The organism is Parafrankia discariae, from assembly GCF_000373365.1.
In the GTDB taxonomy this organism is placed as follows: domain Bacteria; phylum Actinomycetota; class Actinomycetes; order Frankiales; family Frankiaceae; genus Parafrankia; species Parafrankia discariae.
Window position 1 is genome coordinate 80,101 of sequence record NZ_KB891102.1, and the last position, 18,546, is coordinate 98,646.

Annotated in this window: 12 protein-coding genes; 6 read left to right on the forward strand and 6 right to left on the reverse strand. The window is 74.2% G+C overall.

What is annotated here, in order from left to right:
* Positions 1-110: 110 nt before the first annotated feature.
* A complete protein-coding gene (locus tag B056_RS0100270) occupies positions 111-1,376 on the forward strand; it encodes an ABC transporter ATP-binding protein (protein WP_018499893.1) in 1,266 nt (421 codons plus the stop codon).
* A gap of 3 nt (positions 1,377-1,379) precedes the next feature.
* A complete protein-coding gene (locus tag B056_RS0100275; protein ID WP_018499894.1) occupies positions 1,380-3,908 on the forward strand; it encodes an ABC transporter permease in 2,529 nt (842 codons plus the stop codon).
* A gap of 29 nt (positions 3,909-3,937) precedes the next feature.
* On the opposite strand, the gene B056_RS0100280 is transcribed toward B056_RS0100275, so the two are convergent.
* Positions 3,938-4,639, reverse strand: a complete 702-nt coding sequence (locus B056_RS0100280; protein ID WP_018499895.1) for an HAD family hydrolase — start codon at positions 4,637-4,639, stop codon at positions 3,938-3,940.
* A gap of 454 nt (positions 4,640-5,093) precedes the next feature.
* Here B056_RS0100280 and B056_RS0100290 point away from each other — a divergent pair, with 454 nt between their 5' ends.
* On the forward strand, positions 5,094-5,936 hold the full coding sequence (locus B056_RS0100290; protein ID WP_018499897.1) for a PAC2 family protein: 843 nt from the start codon (positions 5,094-5,096) through the stop codon (positions 5,934-5,936).
* 25 nt (positions 5,937-5,961) lie between these two features.
* On the opposite strand, the gene B056_RS0100295 is transcribed toward B056_RS0100290, so the two are convergent.
* The 4 genes from B056_RS0100295 to B056_RS0100310 form a co-directional block, all read right to left on the reverse strand.
* Positions 5,962-7,368 (reverse strand): DivIVA domain-containing protein, encoded by a 1,407-nt coding sequence (locus B056_RS0100295; protein ID WP_026239159.1) that lies wholly within the window; start codon positions 7,366-7,368, stop codon positions 5,962-5,964.
* A gap of 3 nt (positions 7,369-7,371) precedes the next feature.
* Positions 7,372-8,628 carry a cysteine--1-D-myo-inosityl 2-amino-2-deoxy-alpha-D-glucopyranoside ligase gene (mshC, locus tag B056_RS0100300; RefSeq protein WP_035749712.1) on the reverse strand — a complete coding sequence of 419 codons (1,257 nt, stop codon included), beginning with the start codon at positions 8,626-8,628 and terminating at the stop codon, positions 7,372-7,374.
* A 124-nt stretch (positions 8,629-8,752) separates the two neighbouring features.
* A complete protein-coding gene (locus tag B056_RS0100305; RefSeq protein ID WP_026239160.1) occupies positions 8,753-9,532 on the reverse strand; it encodes an SCO1664 family protein in 780 nt (259 codons plus the stop codon).
* Positions 9,529-10,353: a histidine phosphatase family protein gene (locus tag B056_RS0100310; RefSeq protein ID WP_018499900.1), complete on the reverse strand. Its 825-nt coding sequence runs from the start codon at positions 10,351-10,353 to the stop codon at positions 9,529-9,531. The genes B056_RS0100305 and B056_RS0100310 overlap by 4 nt, the downstream gene beginning before the upstream one ends.
* A 290-nt stretch (positions 10,354-10,643) precedes the next feature.
* Here B056_RS0100310 and B056_RS0100315 point away from each other — a divergent pair, with 290 nt between their 5' ends.
* A complete protein-coding gene (locus B056_RS0100315; protein WP_018499901.1) occupies positions 10,644-12,929 on the forward strand; it encodes an AAA family ATPase in 2,286 nt (761 codons plus the stop codon).
* 66 nt (positions 12,930-12,995) lie between these two features.
* Positions 12,996-14,906, forward strand: a complete 1,911-nt coding sequence (locus B056_RS0100320; protein ID WP_018499902.1) for a glycosyltransferase family 39 protein — start codon at positions 12,996-12,998, stop codon at positions 14,904-14,906.
* On the opposite strand, the gene B056_RS0100325 is transcribed toward B056_RS0100320, so the two are convergent.
* Positions 14,864-16,546: a glycosyltransferase gene (locus tag B056_RS0100325; RefSeq protein ID WP_230202747.1), complete on the reverse strand. Its 1,683-nt coding sequence runs from the start codon at positions 16,544-16,546 to the stop codon at positions 14,864-14,866. The two genes, B056_RS0100320 and B056_RS0100325, sit on opposite strands and share 43 nt — an antisense overlap.
* 300 nt (positions 16,547-16,846) lie before the next feature.
* On the opposite strand from B056_RS0100325, the gene B056_RS0100330 reads away from it, so the two are divergent.
* Positions 16,847-18,331, forward strand: a complete 1,485-nt coding sequence (locus tag B056_RS0100330; protein WP_018499904.1) for an NAD(P)/FAD-dependent oxidoreductase — start codon at positions 16,847-16,849, stop codon at positions 18,329-18,331.
* Positions 18,332-18,546 lie beyond the last annotated feature (215 nt).

Genomic DNA, 18,546 nt, shown 5'->3' on the forward strand with positions numbered 1-18,546 from the left:
GGAGGATGCGGATCACCTCTCCGGCGTTGTCCCTTCGGGGCCTGGATCCCGGCACTCCGCGGGGGCCGACCGCCGATCGGTGAGGTAGTTCGCGACAGTTGGAGGAACGCATGGCCCGACGCACCGCATCGGACCGCGACGGTGCCCGCGGCGGTTCACAGCGCGGCCGGGGGTCCGCCGCGCGGGCCTCCAGACTCACCAAGGTCTACGGCTCGGGTGACACCGCCGTCACCGCTTTGCGGGGCATCGACCTGACCTTCCCCTACGGCCGGTTCACCGCGATCATGGGCCCCTCCGGCTCGGGCAAGTCGACCCTGATGCACTGCCTCGCCGGGCTGGACCCGGCGACCACGGGGCGGGTCTTCATCGGCGACGTCGACCTGTCCCGGCTCAACGACCGGCAGCTCACCCAGCTCCGCCGGGACCGGATCGGCTTCATCTTCCAGCAGTTCAACCTGTTGCCGACGCTCACCGCGGCCGAGAACATCACGCTGCCGCTGGACATCGCCGGCCGCAAACCCGACCAGAAGTGGATGCGGATGGTCGTCGACGCCGTGGGCCTCGCGCCCCGGCTGGGGCACCGCCCGCCGGAGCTGTCCGGCGGCCAGCAGCAGCGGGTCGCGTGTGCCCGGGCCCTGGTCACCCGCCCGGAGATCGTCTTCGCCGACGAGCCGACCGGGAACCTCGACTCGCGGTCGGGCGCGGAGGTCCTGTCGTTCCTGCGCGACTCGGTCCGCGAGCTGGGCCAGACCATCGTGATGGTCACCCACGACCCCACGGCCGCCTCGTACTCCGACGAAGTGATCTTCCTCGCCGACGGCCGGCTGGTCGACGCGATGGCCGAGCCCACGCCGGACGCCGTCCTGGACCGGATGAAGAACCTGGACGCCCTCGTACGCGGCGAAGCCGTGCCGGAACCCGAACCCGACTACGACGACCTGCCGCCGGGGCCACCCGAGCCGCGCGGCCCCGAGTACGACGACCACGGCTACGCCACGGGTGGCTACCCGACGGGCGGCTATCCGGCCGATCACTATCCACCGGCCGGATACGACGACGAGGGCTACGTCGGGCCGGTGGACGATCATCTGGCCGCGGGCTATGGCCAGGGGGGCTACCCCGGCGGGCCGCACACCGGGGAGTACCCGAGCCCGGGGCAGCACCGGGGCGACCCCCGCACCGGCGGGTACGCCAGCCAGTTCGAGGCGGCCCAGGCCGACGCCGGCCGGTACGACGCCGGCCAGATCGACGGGTACCGCGCTCCGGACGACCGCGACCGCGGGCCCCACGACGCGCGCGGGCACGGTAGCGCCCGGGGCTACGACCGGGGCACCGGCCGGGGCCCGGGCCGGGCGAATCCGACCGGGTGGGCCTGACGGATGCTGCGCGCCACGCTGCGGAGCCTGCTGGCCCGCAAGGTCCGGCTTGTCCTGTCGGCGCTCGCGGTCGTCGTGGGTGTCAGCTTCGTCACCGGCACCCTGGTCCTCACCGACACGCTGAACCGGACGTTCGACACCCTGTTCACCGACATCAACAAGAACGTCAGTGTCTCCGTGCGGAGGGTCAACGCGGTCGGGTCGGGTGAACAGGCCGACCGGCTGCCGGTGCCCGCCACCCTGATCCCCACCGTGGCCAAGGTGGCCGGGGTCACCGCGGCGACCGGGACGGTCCGGGGCCAGGCCGTCCTGATCGACCCCGCGTCGGGCGACCCGCTCAACAGCGGCGGCGCACCGGGCATCGGAACGAACTGGACCGGCGGCACCGCGACGGGGTCGGAGGAGATCGCCGACGGCCGGCCACCGAACGGCCAGGAGATCGCGGTCGACAAGTCGACCGCGGACAAACACCACCTCACGCTCGGCCAGCGGATCTCGGTGCAGACCCGGGGGCAGCCCGAGGAGTTCACCCTCGTCGGCACCTTCCGCATCGGCGGGCAGGACAGCCTCGGCGGTGCCGCCGTCACCACGTTCGACACGGCGACGGCGCAGCGGCTGCTGCTCGCGCCCGACCAGTTCACCTCGATCAGCCTCGCCGCGGCCGGCGGCGTCTCCCAGGAGCAGCTGCGGGACCGGGTCGCCGCGGTGCTTCCCACCGGGGTCGAGGCGATCACCGGCACCCAGCTCGCCGAGGAGAACGCGAGCGCGGTCCAGGACGCCGTCAGCGGGTTCTCGACCTTCCTGCTGGTCTTCGCCGGCATCGCGGTGTTCGTCGGCGCCTTCATCATCTTCAACACCTTCACGATGCTGGTCGCGCAGCGCGTGCGCGAGCTGGCGCTGATGCGCGCGATCGGCGCGAGCAGGTTCCAGGTGCAGCTCTCGGTCCAGGTCGAGGCCCTGATCGTCGGTTTCATCGGCGCCACGACCGGGCTGGCCCTCGGGGCCCTGCTGGCGATAGGTCTGCGGGCGGCCGTCGGCGCGTTCGGGATCTCGCTGCCGTCCGGTCCGCTGGTCTTCCAGCCCCGGACCTTCCTGCTCGCCTACGGCGTCGGTCTGGTCATCACCGGGCTCGCGGCGTTCGTACCGGCCCGCAAGGCGGCGTCGGTGCCGCCGGTGGCGGCGATGCGCGAGACGTACGTGCTGCCCACCAGGTCTCTGCGCACCCGGGCGCTCGGCGGCGGCGCGCTGACCACGCTGGGCGTGATCTGCCTGGTGGCGGGCCTGGCCCGCGGGGAGAACCCCAACGCGAGCATGGTCGGCGCCGGCGCGGCGTTCGTGTTCCTCGGCATCGCCACCCTCTCGCCGCTGCTGGCCCCGCCGATCACCCGGGTTGTGGGCATACCCCTGCGCGCGATCTTCGGGACGACCGGCCGGCTCGGCCAGGAGAACGCCATCCGCAACCCACGGCGCACCGCCTCCACCGCGTCGGCCCTGATGATCGGCCTGGCTCTGGTGAGCGCGTTCGCCGTGCTCGGCCAGTCCATCAAGGAGTCGGTACGCGCGACGGTGTCGGAGAGCCTGGGTGCCGACTTCTACATCACCGGGACCAACTTCGCCGGTTTCAGCCCGCAGGTCGCCGCGGGGCTCCAGGGCAAGCCCGGCGTCGCGGTCTCCACCGGCATCCGGGGCGGCTCGGTCAAGATCGGCGACGCGGACTCGTCGGTGCTCGCGGGCGATCCGGCCGGTCTGCTGCAGGTCCTGTCCATCAAGCAGCTCGACGGCGACGTCCACGCGCTGGGTGCGGGTTCCCTGCTGGTGGACGAGACGACAGCGGCCGAGCGGGGGCTGCGGGTCGGCGCGCCCGTCCCGGTCACGTTTGCGGACGGCCCGACCGAGCTCACCCTGGTGGGTACCTACGAGAAGAGCGCGATCGCCGGCCCCGCGATCATCGCGACCAGCGAGTTCGAGAAGCACTCGAACAACAACCTCGACCTGTTCGTCATGCTCAAGCTGGCCGAGGGCGCCGATCCGGTCGCGGTCCGGTCCGAGATCGACACGGTGATCAAGCCGTTCGGGAACGTCGAGGTCCGCGACCAGTCGGAGTTCGTGGCCCAGCAGGAGCAGCAGGTCGACCAGCTGCTCGGGGTCGTGTACGTGCTGCTCGCCCTGGCGGTGGTGATCGCGCTGTTCGGCATCGTGAACACTCTCGCACTCTCGGTGATCGAGCGCACCCGGGAGATCGGGATGCTCCGGGCGATCGGCATGACCCGGCGGCAGATGCGGATGATGGTCATCGTCGAATCAATGATCATCTCAGTCTTCGGCGCGGTGCTCGGCGTGCTGGTCGGCAGTTTCTTCGGCTGGGCGCTGACCGGGGCGTTGCGGACCCAGGGGGTGACGACCTTCGCCTATCCCGTCGTAACGATCATCGCAGTGATGATCGCCGGCGCGATCATGGGGGTGCTCGCCGCGGTCTTCCCGGCACGGCGGGCCGCCAGGATGGACATCCTGCGGGCGATCGCCACGACCTGACCCCGGCCCGGCCTGGCGCGGGCCGGCCCTCAGCCGGGGTCGGCGCGGGCCGGGTCCGGGCGGCGGACGAGCTCGGCCAGCAGGCCCGGGTCGACCGCGTGCAGGCTGTCGACCCGGGCCGTGACCTGGCCGGGCACATCGGCCGCCGCGATCGGCATCGACGGGACGAGGACCGTCGCGCAGCCGGCCGCGACGCCCGCCGCGGCACCCGTGAGGCTGTCCTCGAGGACCACGCAGGCGGCGGGATCCACCCCGAGCAGCCGGATCGCGGCGAGGTAGGAATCCGGGTACGGCTTGCGCCGGGCGACCTCGTCACCGGCCACGGTCACGGTGAAGTGGTGCGCGCCCAGTACGGCGACCACCGCGTCGACCAGCGCCCGGTAGGACGACGAGACCAGGGCGGTCGGCACCCCGGCCGCCGTGACGGCCCCCAGCAGCTCCAGCGCCCCGGGCTGCGCGACGACCGCGCCCGGCTCCCGGAACAGCTCCGCGGAACGGCGCAGCAGGAACTCGGTGGTCGCGGGCTCGTCCGTGACGGGGCGCCCCAGCATCGAAACCATGATCGGGACGGCGGTGTCGATACCGTGGCCGATCATGGCCAGCTTCATCTCGGGCGTGAACCGCCCGCCCAGGCGCGCCGCGGCCTCGTTCTCCGCGATCGTCCACAGCGGTTCGGTGTCGACGAGCAGTCCGTCCATGTCGAACAGGACCGCCGCCGGGAGGTCGCTCACAGGGTGTCGTCCTCCGGTGCACCGGTCGGGCCGCGGCCCGCGGACGGCCGCACCGGGCCGACAGCCGCGGCGGAGAGCAGTTCGGGACGCACCCTGAAAGGGTACCGGGGTGGAACGGAAGGCCCTCCGCGGGCACCGGGCCGGACCACGGGCCGGGGCCGGCGACCTTTGGCGGCGGTGGCCGCGGGCACCCCGGTTCCGCCGTCGGTGGAACGCGGCACATACCCGATATCAACCTGACAGGTCCCGCCCGACATAACCTCTGCGACGGGATGGACACGATGGATCGATCCCCGCCCGCTTACCGGTCACGGACCGGGGGCGTCGATGCCCTTGAGGCGGAGGTTGCGATCACGCGGCAGACTGGACAGCAGGCGTTCTCTCGGATCGGGAGGACGTACGGTTGCACTGTCACGGGGGCAGGGGGCCGCCGCGGGGCGGCAGGAGGTGGTAGGTGATCGAGTTCTCCGGCGTCGGCCAGCTGCGGTCGCCGGTGGTCGTGGCCGCCTTCGAAGGGTGGAACGACGCCGCTGACGCGTCGTCGGCGGCTGTCGAGCACCTGGAAGACGTCTTCGGCGCACGCGTCATCGGCGCGATCGACCCGGACGACTACTACGACTTCCAGGTCAACCGGCCGACGGTCAGCGGCGCGGACGGCGCGTCCCGCAAGATCGCCTGGCCGACCACGCGGCTCTCGGTGGCGCGGCCGGCCAATTCCGACTCCGACCTGGTGCTCGTGCGGGGCCTGGAGCCGAACATGCGTTGGCGGGGGTTCACCGACGAGTTGATCGAGGCCGTGCACGCGCTCGGCAGCGACATGGTCATCACGCTCGGGGCGCTGCTCGCGGACTCGCCGCACACCCGCCCCGTCCCGATCAGCGGTACCGCCGGGGATCCGGCCACCGCCGCGCGGCTGGGCCTGGAGGCCTCCCGCTACGAGGGGCCGACGGGCATCGTGGGCGTCTTCGCCGACGCCTGCTCCCGGGCGGAGCTGGCCTCGGTGTCGTTCTGGGCGGCGGTTCCGCACTACGTCGCCAACCCGCCGTGCCCGAAGGCCACCCTCGCGCTGCTCCGTCGGGTCGAGGATCTTCTCGACATGGAGATCCCGCTCGGCGAGCTGCCGGAGAAGGCCAAGGCGTGGGAGCGGCAGGTCGACGAGCTCGCCGCCGGGGACACCGAGGTCGCCGAGTACGTCCGCTCCCTGGAGTCGCGCGAGCCGGAGACGGCGTTGCCCGAGGCCAGCGGCGACGCCATCGCCCGGGAGTTCGAGCGCTACCTGCGCCGCCGAGGGGAGTGACTCCAACCCCGGCCGGCCCCGGGAGCTACTCCTCGACGATCTCCGCGTCGATGATGTCCTCCTCGGCGGCGGGACGGTAGCCCGCGGGGGGCATCCGGACCGGGCCGGTTCCGGCGTCCCCGCCGGCCGGCCCGCCGGGGACGAAGCCGCCGGGGAGGTCGGTCGGGTAGGGCTCCGCCTCGGGGACGTCCCGCTGGCGATGGCGCCCCGGGCCGCGCCGCGCGCCCACGGTCGCCGCGCCGGCGGTCGCGGGGCCCGCGGCCGTGGCGCCGGCGGTCGCGGGGCCCGCGGCGGCTGAGGGCGCCGTCTGGCCGTTGTCCGCCGTGAGCCGGGACGAGGTGGCCCAGGCCCCGCCCAGGCCCCCCATGGAGCCTGTCGCCCCGGCGGCCGCCGACGCCGACGCGCCGGTGCGGCTCGCGCCCAGATGACCGGTACCGGCGGGGCCGCCCGCGGTGTGCCCAGCCGCCGCGTACCCGGCGGCGGCGTACCCGGGCGCGGCGTAGGCGGTGCCGCCCGGCCCCCCGACACCGGTCTGACCGGTGCCGGTGTTGGTGTGGCCGGAAGAAGACGGGAAGTGTCGGCTGGACGCCGCCCCGCCCGGCCCCGGCTGCGGGGATCCCGGCTGCGGCGACCCGGGCTGCCCTGGTGGCACCGGCTGTTCCGACATGGCCGGCTGGCCGGGACCCGCCGGCGATCGGCCCGGCGTGAACGGGGCCGCCGACGGGGCGCCGGCCGGGTGCGGGTGCGCCGGGGCACCGGAACCGGCGCGGGCGCCGCGTCGGCCGCCCGCGCCGCCCGCGGAGGCGACATCCTCGGAGGCCACGTCCTCGGGTGACAGGCCGGCGCGGGCGAGGTCGGTCACCGCCCGGTCGATCTCGTCCCCGCCGAGCAGTCTGCGCAGCCGCAGGACGGCGCCGATGATCTCACCCTGCTGGCGTCGCAGCGCCTCCAGCGAGTGCGTTCCGCGCACGATCTCGGCCTCGAGGTCCTCGTGCCGGGTCAGCGCGAGCCGCCGGCTCTCCTCGACCGCGTCCAGGATCAGTTTCTCGGCCTGCTCCCGGGCCTCCCGGACGATCGGGTGATTCGCCCCGGCCTGCGCCACCGCCTCCTCCAGCGCCGACTCGGCGAGGTGGCGGGCGCCCGCGATGATGTCCTCGGCCTCGCGCTGCGCGATCTCGAGCATCAGCCCGATGCGCCCACCGGCCTGGGCGGGCACACCCTCGGCGAGGCGGGCCTCGGCCTCCCGCCGGTCGCGCTCGTGGCGCAGCGCCGCCTCGGCCGCGGCCGCCCGGGAGGTCACCTCGCTCGCGTACCGCCACAGGACCCCGAGGTACTCGTCGACCTGCCGCGGGTCGTATCCCTGCGGTGCCTCGTCGAAGGTCGGCCGGTCCATGGCGGCGCCGGGGGACTCCCGGCGGTGGTGCGCCCCCATCGGCTAGGTTCCTCTCGGTAGGACAGGCCCAAGGTCGACACCGAGCAGCGCGTCGACGGTGTCACGGACGGTGGCCGGCGCCTGGTCGTCCGCCCCGGTGCCGCCCGCGGCCAGTGCGGCCGCCGCCCACACGTCGACCGCGGCGAGCGCTCCCGGCGCGTCGAGGTCGTCGGCGAGCCGGGCCCGGACCTCGGCCAGCACCGGCCGGAAGTCGGGCCCGGACGGCAGCGCGACGGCGGCGCGCCACCGGTCGAGCCGCTCGACCGCCGCCGGCATGGCGGTCGCGGTCCACTCCCACTCCACGGTGTGATGATGCTGCAACAGGGCCAGCCTGATCGCGGCCGGGTCCGCTCCGCGCGCGAGCAGCCTCGAGACGAACTCGAGGTTCCCCCGCGACTTCGACATCTTGTGGCCGTCGAGGCTGACCAACGCGGTGTGGACGTAGGCGCGGGCGAACGGCCGGGCACCGTTCGCGACCTCGGCGTGCGCGGCGCTGCACTCGTGGTGCGGGAAGGCGAGGTCGCTCCCGCCGCCCTGGATGTCGATCGTGGCGCCCAGGTAGTGCCGGGCGATCGCGGAGCACTCGACGTGCCAGCCCGGCCGGCCCCGGCCGAACGGCGACGGCCAGGACGGTTCCCCCGGCCGCTCCGCCCGCCACAGCAGCGGGTCGAGCGGGTCCTTCTTGCCCGGTCGGCCGGGATCACCGCCGTTCTCCGCACAGGACACCAGCATCCGCCCGGGGTCGAGGTGGGCCACCTGGCCGAAGTCCGGCGCCGCGGCGACGGAGAAGTAGAGATCACCGTCGACCGGGTACGCGGCGCCACGCTCGACGAGCTGGGAGACCATGTCGACGATGAGCCCGACGGCCTCGACGACGCCGACGTAGTGGTCGGGGGGCAGGATGCGCAGCGCCGTCATGTCGGCCCGGAACAGGTCGATCTCGCGCCGGGCGAGGTCACGCCAGTCGATGCCGTCGCGGGTGGCCCGCTCGAGCAGCGGATCGTCGACGTCGGTGACGTTCTGCACGTACCGCACCCCGTGACCGGCGTCCCGCAGGACGCGCTGCATGAGGTCGTAGGTGAGGTAGGTGAAGGCGTGCCCGATGTGGGTGGCGTCGTACGGGGTGATCCCGCAGGCGTAGAGCCGGACGGTCGGACCGAGGTCCAGAGTCCGCACTCCGCCGTGCGCGGTGTCGAGAACGCGGAGGTCGCGACCCTGTCCGGGAAGCTTGGGGAGCTGGGGAAAGGGCCACGCCTGCATGCGTGTCAGGGTAACCGGGGCCGGGCCGGCCGCGGGACGAGCCGGGCAGGCCGGTGACGAGCAGGGCACAACCCCCGCCTGGGCGTGTCGCGGCCGGCGGCCCCGTCAGGCCACGTCCACCGGTTCAGAACGGCGGCCAGGGAATGGCCGGCCAGTCCCCGGAGGGCAACGGGAAACGGCCCTCGGCGAGGAGCCGGTCGACCCGGGCTCCCAGTGCCCGTAGCTCGGCCGTGGTCAGCAGCGGCTCCAGCCGCTCCCCCAGATCACCGCCCAGCGCGTCGCGCAGCTCCCGCAGAAGCGTGGTCTCCGCCGCGTCCAGCCGCTGCCCCCGCCAGGTCCACAGCAGGGTGCGCAGCTTGTCGTCCGTGTGGAACGTCACGCCGTGGTCGATGCCGTGCACCCGCCCGGACGGCGCCGGGAGCAGGTGCCCGCCCTTGCGGTCGGCGTTGTTGATGACGGCGTCGAACAACGCGATGCGCCGCAGCTGTGGGTCGTCCGACCGGGCGAGCGCCACGAGGTCGACGGTCACGTCGACGTCGATCCAGAGCTGGACCATCCCCGCGCCGAAGGGGCCGTCGCGCATGACGGTCGGCGGGACGATGCCCGGGTCCATCGCCTCGGCGACCTCGTAGGCAGCCAGCTCACGGGCCGCCAGCGTCCCGTCCGGGAAGTCCCAGAGGGCCCGCTCGCCGCGCACCGGCTTGTACACGCACCGCCCGCTGACCTCGTCGGCCCGGATCTCGCACAGCAGCGTGGCGTTGCTGGCGTCGACCAGCCGACCGGTGATCTCCAGCTCTCCGGCACGCAGGAGCGACAGGGCCTCGGCGACCTCCAGCCCGCCGCTGTCGAGCGGGTCCAGGGGCACGCGCCGGCCATGGTCGGGCCCAGCCGCGGAGACGCTCACGGTTCCAGTCTGGACGTCCGCGGGGCCACCGGGGAGGTGGCCCCGCCCGATCCGGCCCCGCCCGTCCCGGGACCGGGGGCCGGCCTGCCGCCGTCCGCGGCCGGTTCGGCGCCGGCGCCGCCGCCCACGACCTCGTCCTCGCGGGGAGGGGCGCCCGCGCCGTCCGCCGCCGGCGGGGCGGGCAGCAGGTCGGCGACCGAGCCGCCGACGTCGTTGACGCGCCGGACGAACGGCCGGTGGTCGCCGTAACGGACGACCGTCAGCGAGCACGGGTCGACGGTGATCCGGTGGTACATGTCGAGGTGCATGCCGAGGGCGTCGGCGAGCACGGTCCGGATCACGTCACCGTGCGAGCACAGCAGCCAGGTCGCGTCCGGGCCGAGGCGCTCGTTCCACTCACGCACCGCGGTGACGCCGCGGGACTGGGTGTCGCGCAGCGCCTCCCCGCCGGGGAACGTCACCGCGCTCGGCTGGGCCTGCACCACCTTCCACAGCGGCTCCTTCGCCAGGGTCGCGAGCTCCTGCCCGGTCCAGTCGCCGTAGTGGCACTCCCCGATCCGCTCGTCGGTGTCGATCCTCTGCACGCCGGCGGGCGCGGACGGGCCCTCCGGACGGCTCCGGGCGATCGCCGCGGCCGTCTGCTGGCAGCGGTCGAGCGGGCTGGACACGATCGCGGCGAGCGGGATCCCGGCGAGCCGCGCGGCCAGCGCCTCGGCCTGACCGCGGCCCCGCTCGTCGAGCCCGACGCCCGGGGTCCACCCGAGCAGGATCTTGCCGGTGACCGCGGTGAGGCCGTGCCGGACCAGCAGGACGGTGGTCAACTTCGGACCTTCCCTTCGTGGTGCGGCGGCAGGCCGGCCCGCGGATGCGTACCACCGCGCTACGGCGCGTACCACCAGGCGACACCAACCGGCCCGCAAGTGGGGTGCCGGGCACGCGCGGCCCGGTCGGCTCGGCTGGGACAGGCCCGCTGACCTGGCCGAACGCCTGGATTCGATCGTTCGGCCGTTGACACCGAAATACGCGATCGGACTACCTACGGACCACCCGCTCCACCACGCTACCGAGCGGGCGGGCTCGGGGCGGCAGCCGGCGTCGTTACGCTTCCGCCATGCCCGAAGACGCCGCCGACTCCCCGTTTCCGACCGCCGCCGCGGTCGAGGACCGCGCCGCCGGCTCGCCGGCGGCCCCGGGTCCGGATCCGGTCCCGGACGACGCCGTCGTCTTCAAGGCCTTCTGCGCCGCCGGCCTGTGGCCGGGCCTGGGCCGGACGACAGCCGGCCGGCTGGAGGAGGCCGGCGTCGAACGGCGCGAGCACGTCGACCTGCATCGGCTGTCCTCGGTGCCGGGTGTCTCCGGGCCGCGGGCCCGCCGGCTGCTCGACACGTTCCGCGCGGCGGAACCCACCTACGCCGCGGTGGAGATGCTGGTCGCGGCGCGGCTGCCGGCGCGACTGGCCCGGGGCCTGGCCGACGCGCTCGGTCCCGCCGCGGCCAAGGCGCTGCGCGCGGACCCGTGGTCGCTGCTCGAGGGAGGCGAGGCCGAGCTCGGGGACGCCGACCGTTTCGCCCGCCACCTCGGGCTGGGCCGGGCGGACCCTCGCCGCGGCCCGGCGGTCCTCCTGCACCTGCTCGGGCGGGCGGCGAGCCGGGCCGGCGACACCGCCGCCCCGGTGGCCGAGGTCGCCCGGGCCGCCGTCCGTGAGGGGGTCACCGAACCGCTCGACGCGCTGTCCGCCGCGCTCGACTCCGGCCGGCTGATCCAGGTCGACGACCGCCTCGCCCTCGAGCGGTACGCGATGGCCGAGCAGGCGATCTCGGACGGGGTGGAGCGGCTGCTCGCGACCGCCGAGCCGTTCCGGCCGGAGGAGGCCGGCGGGCGGCGGGCCCGGCGACGCCCCGGCGGGCCGGGCGACCACCGCCCGACGGTCGACGCGCCGCCGGCACCGACCTCGATGTTCGACGACGACACGACGGATGACGACGACGGTCCGGGCGACCACGCGCCGGACGACGGGACACCCGACGACGGCGCGACCATGGGCTCCGACAGTGGCGAACCGGGCGCGGCGGCCGACCACGCGGTGGCCGGGTTGGACGAGGTCCAGCTCCGGGCCGCCCGCACCGCGCTGGAGGTCGGCGTGAGCGTGCTGACGGGTGGTCCCGGGACGGGCAAGAGCCGTACCGTGGCCGCGGTCGTCCGGCTCGCCGAGGCCGCCGGCGTCGAGGTGGCGCTCGCCGCGCCGACCGGCCGGGCGGCGAAACGGCTCGAGGAGCTGTGCGGCGCGCCGGCCAGCACCCTGCACCGGCTGCTCGGGGCGCAGGGTCGCGGCGGCGGGTTCGCCCGCGACGAGCACAACCCCATCGAGGCCGATCTGGTCGTCGTCGACGAGACGTCCATGCTCGACGCCGAGCTGGCCGCCGCCCTGCTGGACGCCTGCGCCGACGGCACCCACCTGCTCCTCGTCGGCGACCCCGCGCAGCTGCCCAGCATCGGGCCGGGTCAGGTCCTGGCCGACCTGCTGGAGGCGGAGGTCACACCGATCACCGAGCTGACCCGGCTCTACCGGCAGGCCGACGGCGGCGCGATCGCCACGATGGCCGCGGCGGTCCGCCGCGGCGAGCTGCCGCCGCCCGGCCCGGGCCGCGAGGTCGTCGTCGTGGCCGCGCGTTCCTCCGGCGAGGCCGCGCACCGCGTCGTCCAGCTCGTCACCGACTCGATTCCGCGGGCCCTGGGCATACCCACCGAGGACGTGCAGGTGGTGACCCCCGTGCACGGGGGGCCGGCCGGCACCGGCGCGCTCAACACGGCGCTGAAGAACGCGCTCAACCCGGGTCGCGGCGAGGTCTCCGGCTTCGACGTCGGCGATCGGGTGGTGGCGACCGCGAACCACCTCGACGTGGGGTTCGCCAACGGGGAGATCGGCGTGGTCGTCGCGCTCGGCGAACGGGGTGGCCTGCGGGTCGCCTTTCCCGGCGGGGAGCTGGACGTCCCCTCGCACGGTGTGGTGGACCTGCGCCACGGGTGGGCCGTCACGGTGCACCGCGCCCAGGGCAGCGAGTGGGCCGCCGTGGTCGGCGTCTTCCCACCGGAGGCCGGCCGGATGCTGACCCGGCCACTGATCTACACGGCGATGACCCGGGCCCGCAGCCACCTGTCGGTCGTGTCGGTGAACGGCCCGGCGCTGCGGGCGGCGGTACGCGACGCGGGTGGCCGGCGGCGGGCGACCCTGCTCCCGGCATTGCTGACCGGCGAGTCCGCGGAGCCCTTCGGGTCGATGGACGACGTGGGCGACCCCGACCACCAGCCGGGCGCGGGCGGCTTCGGCGCCGCCCTCGCCGCCGGCACCGGGGCGGCCGGGCTCGCGCCGGCCGCGAAGGAGCCGGTCGGACCATGACCCCCTTGACAACCCGCACACGACAGCACGGCAAGATCGTGCGTCGTGCGAATGGGTAGCGTGCGGATGGTGAGCGCAGACGACCTGCCGACCGGCCAGGTCACGGGCACTGCCGCGGAGCCGGCGGCCGGGAGGCCGGCGGCCCCGGCGGTGGCCCCTCGGCCCCGGTCGGCGCCGGACCCGGCGGGCGACCGCGCGGTGCTGACCGGCCGGCCCCCGCGCGCCGAGCCGCCGGTGGGCGCCGAGCCGGCCGTCGAGGGCCCACCGGACACCGGAACCCCGCCGGACGCGGAGACCCCTGTCACGGAGACTCCTGTCGCGGAGGCTGAGCCGGGTGACCGGACCGGGCCCGCCCAGCGGGCCGACGCTCCGGCGCGGTCCGAGCCGGCGCGGCTGATCGCCCGGTTCCGCCAGGCTCGGGACTGGACGATCGCGGCCTCATACCAGTTCTTCCTGGCCGGGACCGTGCTGGCCGTCGCCGCCGGCGCCGTGCTCCGGTTCGCCACCCCGAGCCATCTGTGGCTCGACGAGTCACTCACCGTCGGCATCGCGTCCCGGCCGGTGCCGGACCTGCTGCAGGCACTGCGCCACGACGGGTCACCCCCGCTCTACTACCTGCTCCTGCACGTCTGGATCACGCTGTTCGGCGACGGGGACATCGCCGTCCGGGCGCTGTCGGGTGTGCTCTCCCTCGCCACGCTCCCGCTGGCCTGGCTCGCCGGGCGGTACGTCGGCCGGGCGGCGACCGCTCTCGGCAACGGCGGGCCGTCGGCCGAGCGGCGGGTCGGGCTCGCCGCCCTCCTGCTGTTCGCCTGCTCGCCGTACGCGATCCGCTACGGCAGCGAGACGCGGATGTACTCGCTGGTCGTCCTGCTCGTGCTGGTGTTCGGCTTCGCCGCCGTCCGGGCGCTGAACCGGCCGGACCTGCCGCGGCTCGCCGCGCTGACGCTGGCGACGGCCGCGCTGGTCTACACCCACTACTGGACGTTCCTGGTGGTGTTCACCGTGGCGGCGTTCCTGCTCCTGCAGGCGCGGCGGCGGGAGCACTACCGTCGACCGGCGCTGCGGGCGTTCGCCGCGATGGCTGCCTCGGCGGTGCTGTTCGCGCCCTGGATGCCGGTGTTCCTCTTCCAGATGCTGCACACCGGCACCCCGTGGGCGCCCCGGGTGCAGGCCCAGGTCCTGCTCGACACGGTCTTCGACTGGGCCGGCCCGCAGTCGACCGGCGCGCTGCTCGGCATCATCCTGCTCGGCGGGGCGCTGATCGGGCTGACGGCCCGTCCGCTCGGCGGGGAACTGCACGTCAAGATCTCCGGGCGGGCACCCGGCAGGTACCTCGCCGCGATCTGGCTCGCGCCGCTGGTGCTGGCGTACTTCGTCAACATGTTCGGCGGCAGCGCCTACGCGGAGCGGTACACCGGGATCGCGCTGCCCGCCTGCCTGCTGCTCGCCTCGCTGGGGATAGCGCAGCTGCCGGTGCACCGGGCGTTCGTGGCGGTGGTCGTGATCGCCTCGATCAGCGGTCTGCTCGGCGGGTACCAGCTCGCCCGGACGGAGCGGACCCAGGCCAGTGAGATCGCCAACCGGATCGCCGACCTCGCCCGGCCGGGGGACGTGGTCGCCTACTGCCCCGACCAGCTCGGCCCGGCCGTGCACCGGGCGATCCAGCGCCGGGGCGGCATCGACGTCCGGGAGATCGTCTACGCCGACGAGGCCGGGCCGGCGCTGGTCGACTGGGTCGACTACGCCGACCGGATGAAACGGGCGAACGGCGCGGCCTTCGCGGTCGAGGTCAACGATCTGGCCGGGCCCGATCACGCCGTCCTGCTCGTCCGCGCGGACGGGTACCGCTTCCTGGAGGGCGCGTGCGCGGTGCTCTCCGACCAGCTGGCGTCCCTGCGGGACCGGGCGTTGCAGGTCGAGAAGCGCGACCTCTACGAGGGTGCCTCGCTCGAACGGTTCTCCACCCTGCGCTGAGGCGGCGCCGCGGTGCGCCGGGGCGGGGCCGCGGCGCGCCGAGGCGCCGCCCCGCCCGCGGCCACCGCCAGCACCAGCAGTCCCATCGGCAGCGTGTAGTGGTTGAAGAAGGTCTGCTTGTTCATCACGTCGAGGGCGAGCAGCACCAGCGCCGATCCCGCGCAGAACCCGGTGGCGCCGCCGCGGGCCCGCCAGGCCAGCAGGTAGGCCGCGCCCAGCACCACGGCGGTCACGCCGAAGCCCAGGGTGATCCCGAAATGATGGGCCCAGCCGGGGATGGACAGGGAGTGGTCCAGGACCGGGTAGCCGAGGTTGGTGCGCACGGCGTCGTCGACGAAGTCGCCCGGTGCCGCGACGACCCAGGGCGCCACCACCGCCGCCCCCAGGCCGGCGGCGGCCAGCGCGCGGCGCGGACCGAACGCCGGCCAGCAGGCCGCGAGCGGGAGCAGCAGGGCCACGTGCTGCTTGCTCGCCAGGGCCAGCGCGAACGCGACGACGGCCGGCGTCGGCCGGCCGGCGGCGACCGCCCAGACCATCACCGCGAGCAGCGCGACCAGCAGCGGCTCGGTCCAGGACTGCTGCAGCGCGTACATGGACTCCGGGAAGACGACGACGAGCAACGGCAGCAGACCGGCGGCGGCCACCGCCGCACCGCCGCCGCCATCGTCGACGCCCCCGCCACCGCCGACGCCCCCGGCGCCGTCCCACGCCCGTCCCGGTACCCGGGCGAGGGTGAGCGCGCGGCCGGCCACGGCCGCCAGGGCGAGGGCGGCCAGCAGCCCGTAGCGGACGTCCCCCAGCACCCACCGGAAGGGCGCGAGCAGCAGGGACGTCCCCGGCAGGTACGGGTAGACGTCGAACAGCCCGCCGGCGGTGTAGCTGGCCCGATCCGGCCCCCACTGCTGGCGGTACATGTTCGTGCCCCGGGCCAGCCCGGAGGTGGAGACCTGGAGGAGATGGAACACGTCGATCCGCGGTTGCGGGGCGGCGACGACCGTCGCGACCCCCGCGGCGAGCGCGAGGCCGAGCACGACCCAGAACACCCGGCCACCCGGCGCCCGGCCGGCCGCGGGCCCGTACGCCCACCGTCCGCCGGACGGCACGGCGCAGCGCAGCAGCGCCAGGCCGGCGAGCAGGCCGGCGGCGGCGGCGAGCACGTCCGCGGCCGCCGCGGCCGGACCGTGGGCGTAGTAACGCGGGTGCCGCAGGATCGGCCCGGCGGCGACCACGATCCCGCACGACGCGCAGGCCAGCCGAACACCCGCGGCCCGCGACGGAAGTCCCCGCGGCCGGCCGCGGCCGACCCGGACCCGCGGGCCACCCCAGCCACCTCCACCCCAGCCACCTCGGCCGGCCCGACCGATCGGCACCGCGACGGCGAGGGCCACCGCGAGGCAGCCCAGGAGCACCATGACCAGGGCGAGCGGGCTGTACCGGCCGTCGGAGAGGCTGATCCCCACGGCGACCCCACACCAGCCCAGCAGGAGCGCCACCGCCTCCGGTCGGGCCCCCGCCACCCCCGCGGCACGACCCGCCAGCGGGACCGGCGCCGCCCCGGCGGTCCCCCGGGGAGGGTGGTCACTCGGGCCGCCCGGCCCGGCCGACTTCGGCTCCGGGGAGTCGGGTAGGGCGCAGGACATGCCCGCACGATGCCAGAGCAGCCGTCCCACCGGCCCGTGCGGACCCCGTCGGCGGCCGGGTGGGCGACAACGGGCCACATACGGACACGGTGACGCCGGGCCATACGCCGCCCCCGGCGCGGCGTCCGCGCCGGGGGGCCCGGTGAGGCGACGGTAACTGTCATGCGAGACTGCCCCCCGAGGCCGGATGCGAAGGTTCCGGCACCGGGAGGGGTCCTGCCAGTCGCGGGCGCGAAATCTCGCCGCGCGCACACCCCCCTACAGACCACGGACGTTGTCGTTGAGGAGAGGTCCGGCACAGTGACCGAAAAGCCAGAGGTAGTCGTCATCGGAGCCGGGCCGGCCGGTCTCTCCGCCGGCTGGGAGCTGATGAAGCGGGAGATCCCCGTGACGATTATCGAGGGTGACTCGGTGGTCGGCGGAATCAGCCGTACGGCCCAGCGGGACGGATGGCGTTTCGACATCGGGGGCCACCGTTTCTTCACCAAGGTCCCCGAGGTCGAGAAGCTGTGGCACGAGATCCTGCCGGATGAGGACTTCCTGCTCCGGCCGCGGTCGAGCCGCATCTACTACAACGGCAAGTTCTTCGACTACCCGCTGAAGGCCGGTAACGCGCTGGGCGGGCTCGGTGTCGCCGAGGCGGCCCGGTGCATCGGCTCGTACGCGCTGGCGAAGCTGCGCCCGCCGAAGGACCAGTCGAACTACGAGAACTGGCTGGTCGCCCGTTTCGGCTGGCGGCTCTACCGCACCTTCTTCAAGACCTACACCGAGAAGCTCTGGGGTGTGAAGGTCAGCGACATGCCGTCCGACTGGGCGGCCCAGCGCATCAAGAGCCTCTCGCTGATGAACGCCATCACCAACGCGGTGCTGCCCAAGCGCAACCAGACCGACATCACCTCTCTCATCGAGGAGTTCCAGTACCCGAAGTTCGGGCCGGGAATGATGTGGGAGACGGCGGCGGACAAGATCGTCAAGCAGGGCGGCCGGATCGTCTTCGAGGAGAAGGTCCGCAAGATCCACCACGAGAACGGCCGCGCGACCGGTGTCACGACAGTGGTCACCGGCGGCTACGGGCCGGGCGCCGGCGCGCCGGAGTCGTCCCGGGACGACCTCGGCACCGAGTACCAGTACACCGGCGACCACTTCATCTCCTCGATGTCGTTCTCGTCGCTGGTGCGCGTGATGGACCCGCCGGTTCCGCCGCGCGTCCTGGCCGCCGCGAACGCCCTGAAGTACCGCGACTTCCTCACCGTCGCGCTGGTCGTCCCCGAATCGGCCGGATTCCCGGACAACTGGATCTACATCCACGCGCCGGACGTCAAGGTCGGCCGGATCCAGAACTTCGCCTCCTGGTCGCCGTTCCTGGTCAAGGACGGCCGGACCTGTCTCGGCCTGGAGTACTTCGTCTTCGAGGGCGACGAGATGTGGAACTCCTCGGACGAGGAGCTGATCGCGCTCGGCACCAAGGAGCTCGCCAAGCTGGGCCTCGTCCAGGCGGACCAGGTCGAGCAGGGCTATGTCGTGCGGATGCCCAAGGCATACCCGTACTACGACATGGATTACAAGAAGAACGTCGACATCATCCGCGGCTGGCTCGAGGACTACGCTCCCAACGTCCACCCGGTCGGCCGTAACGGAATGCACCGCTACAACAACCAGGACCACTCCATGCTCACCGCGATGCTCACCGTCGAGAACATCATCGACGGGAAGAGCCACGACGTGTGGGAGGTCAACGTCGAGGAGGACTACCACGAGGAGGTCTCCTCCCCGGGCCGGTCGTAGCGGCGGGCCGGCCTCCCCGGGCCGGCCTTCCAGGTGGGCGTCGGGCCCGGTCTCCGGCCCTGACGCCCGCCGTTCACCGCTCTCTGTCGTTCCGCGGCACGGTCCCGGCCGGCCGGCGCGGCGCCGCAGGACCGGTCAGGACCAGTCAGGACCAGGTTTCACCCGTGGACGTGTCCACGTTCACCTGCAGCAACGGGCGCGAACACGCGCCGGGC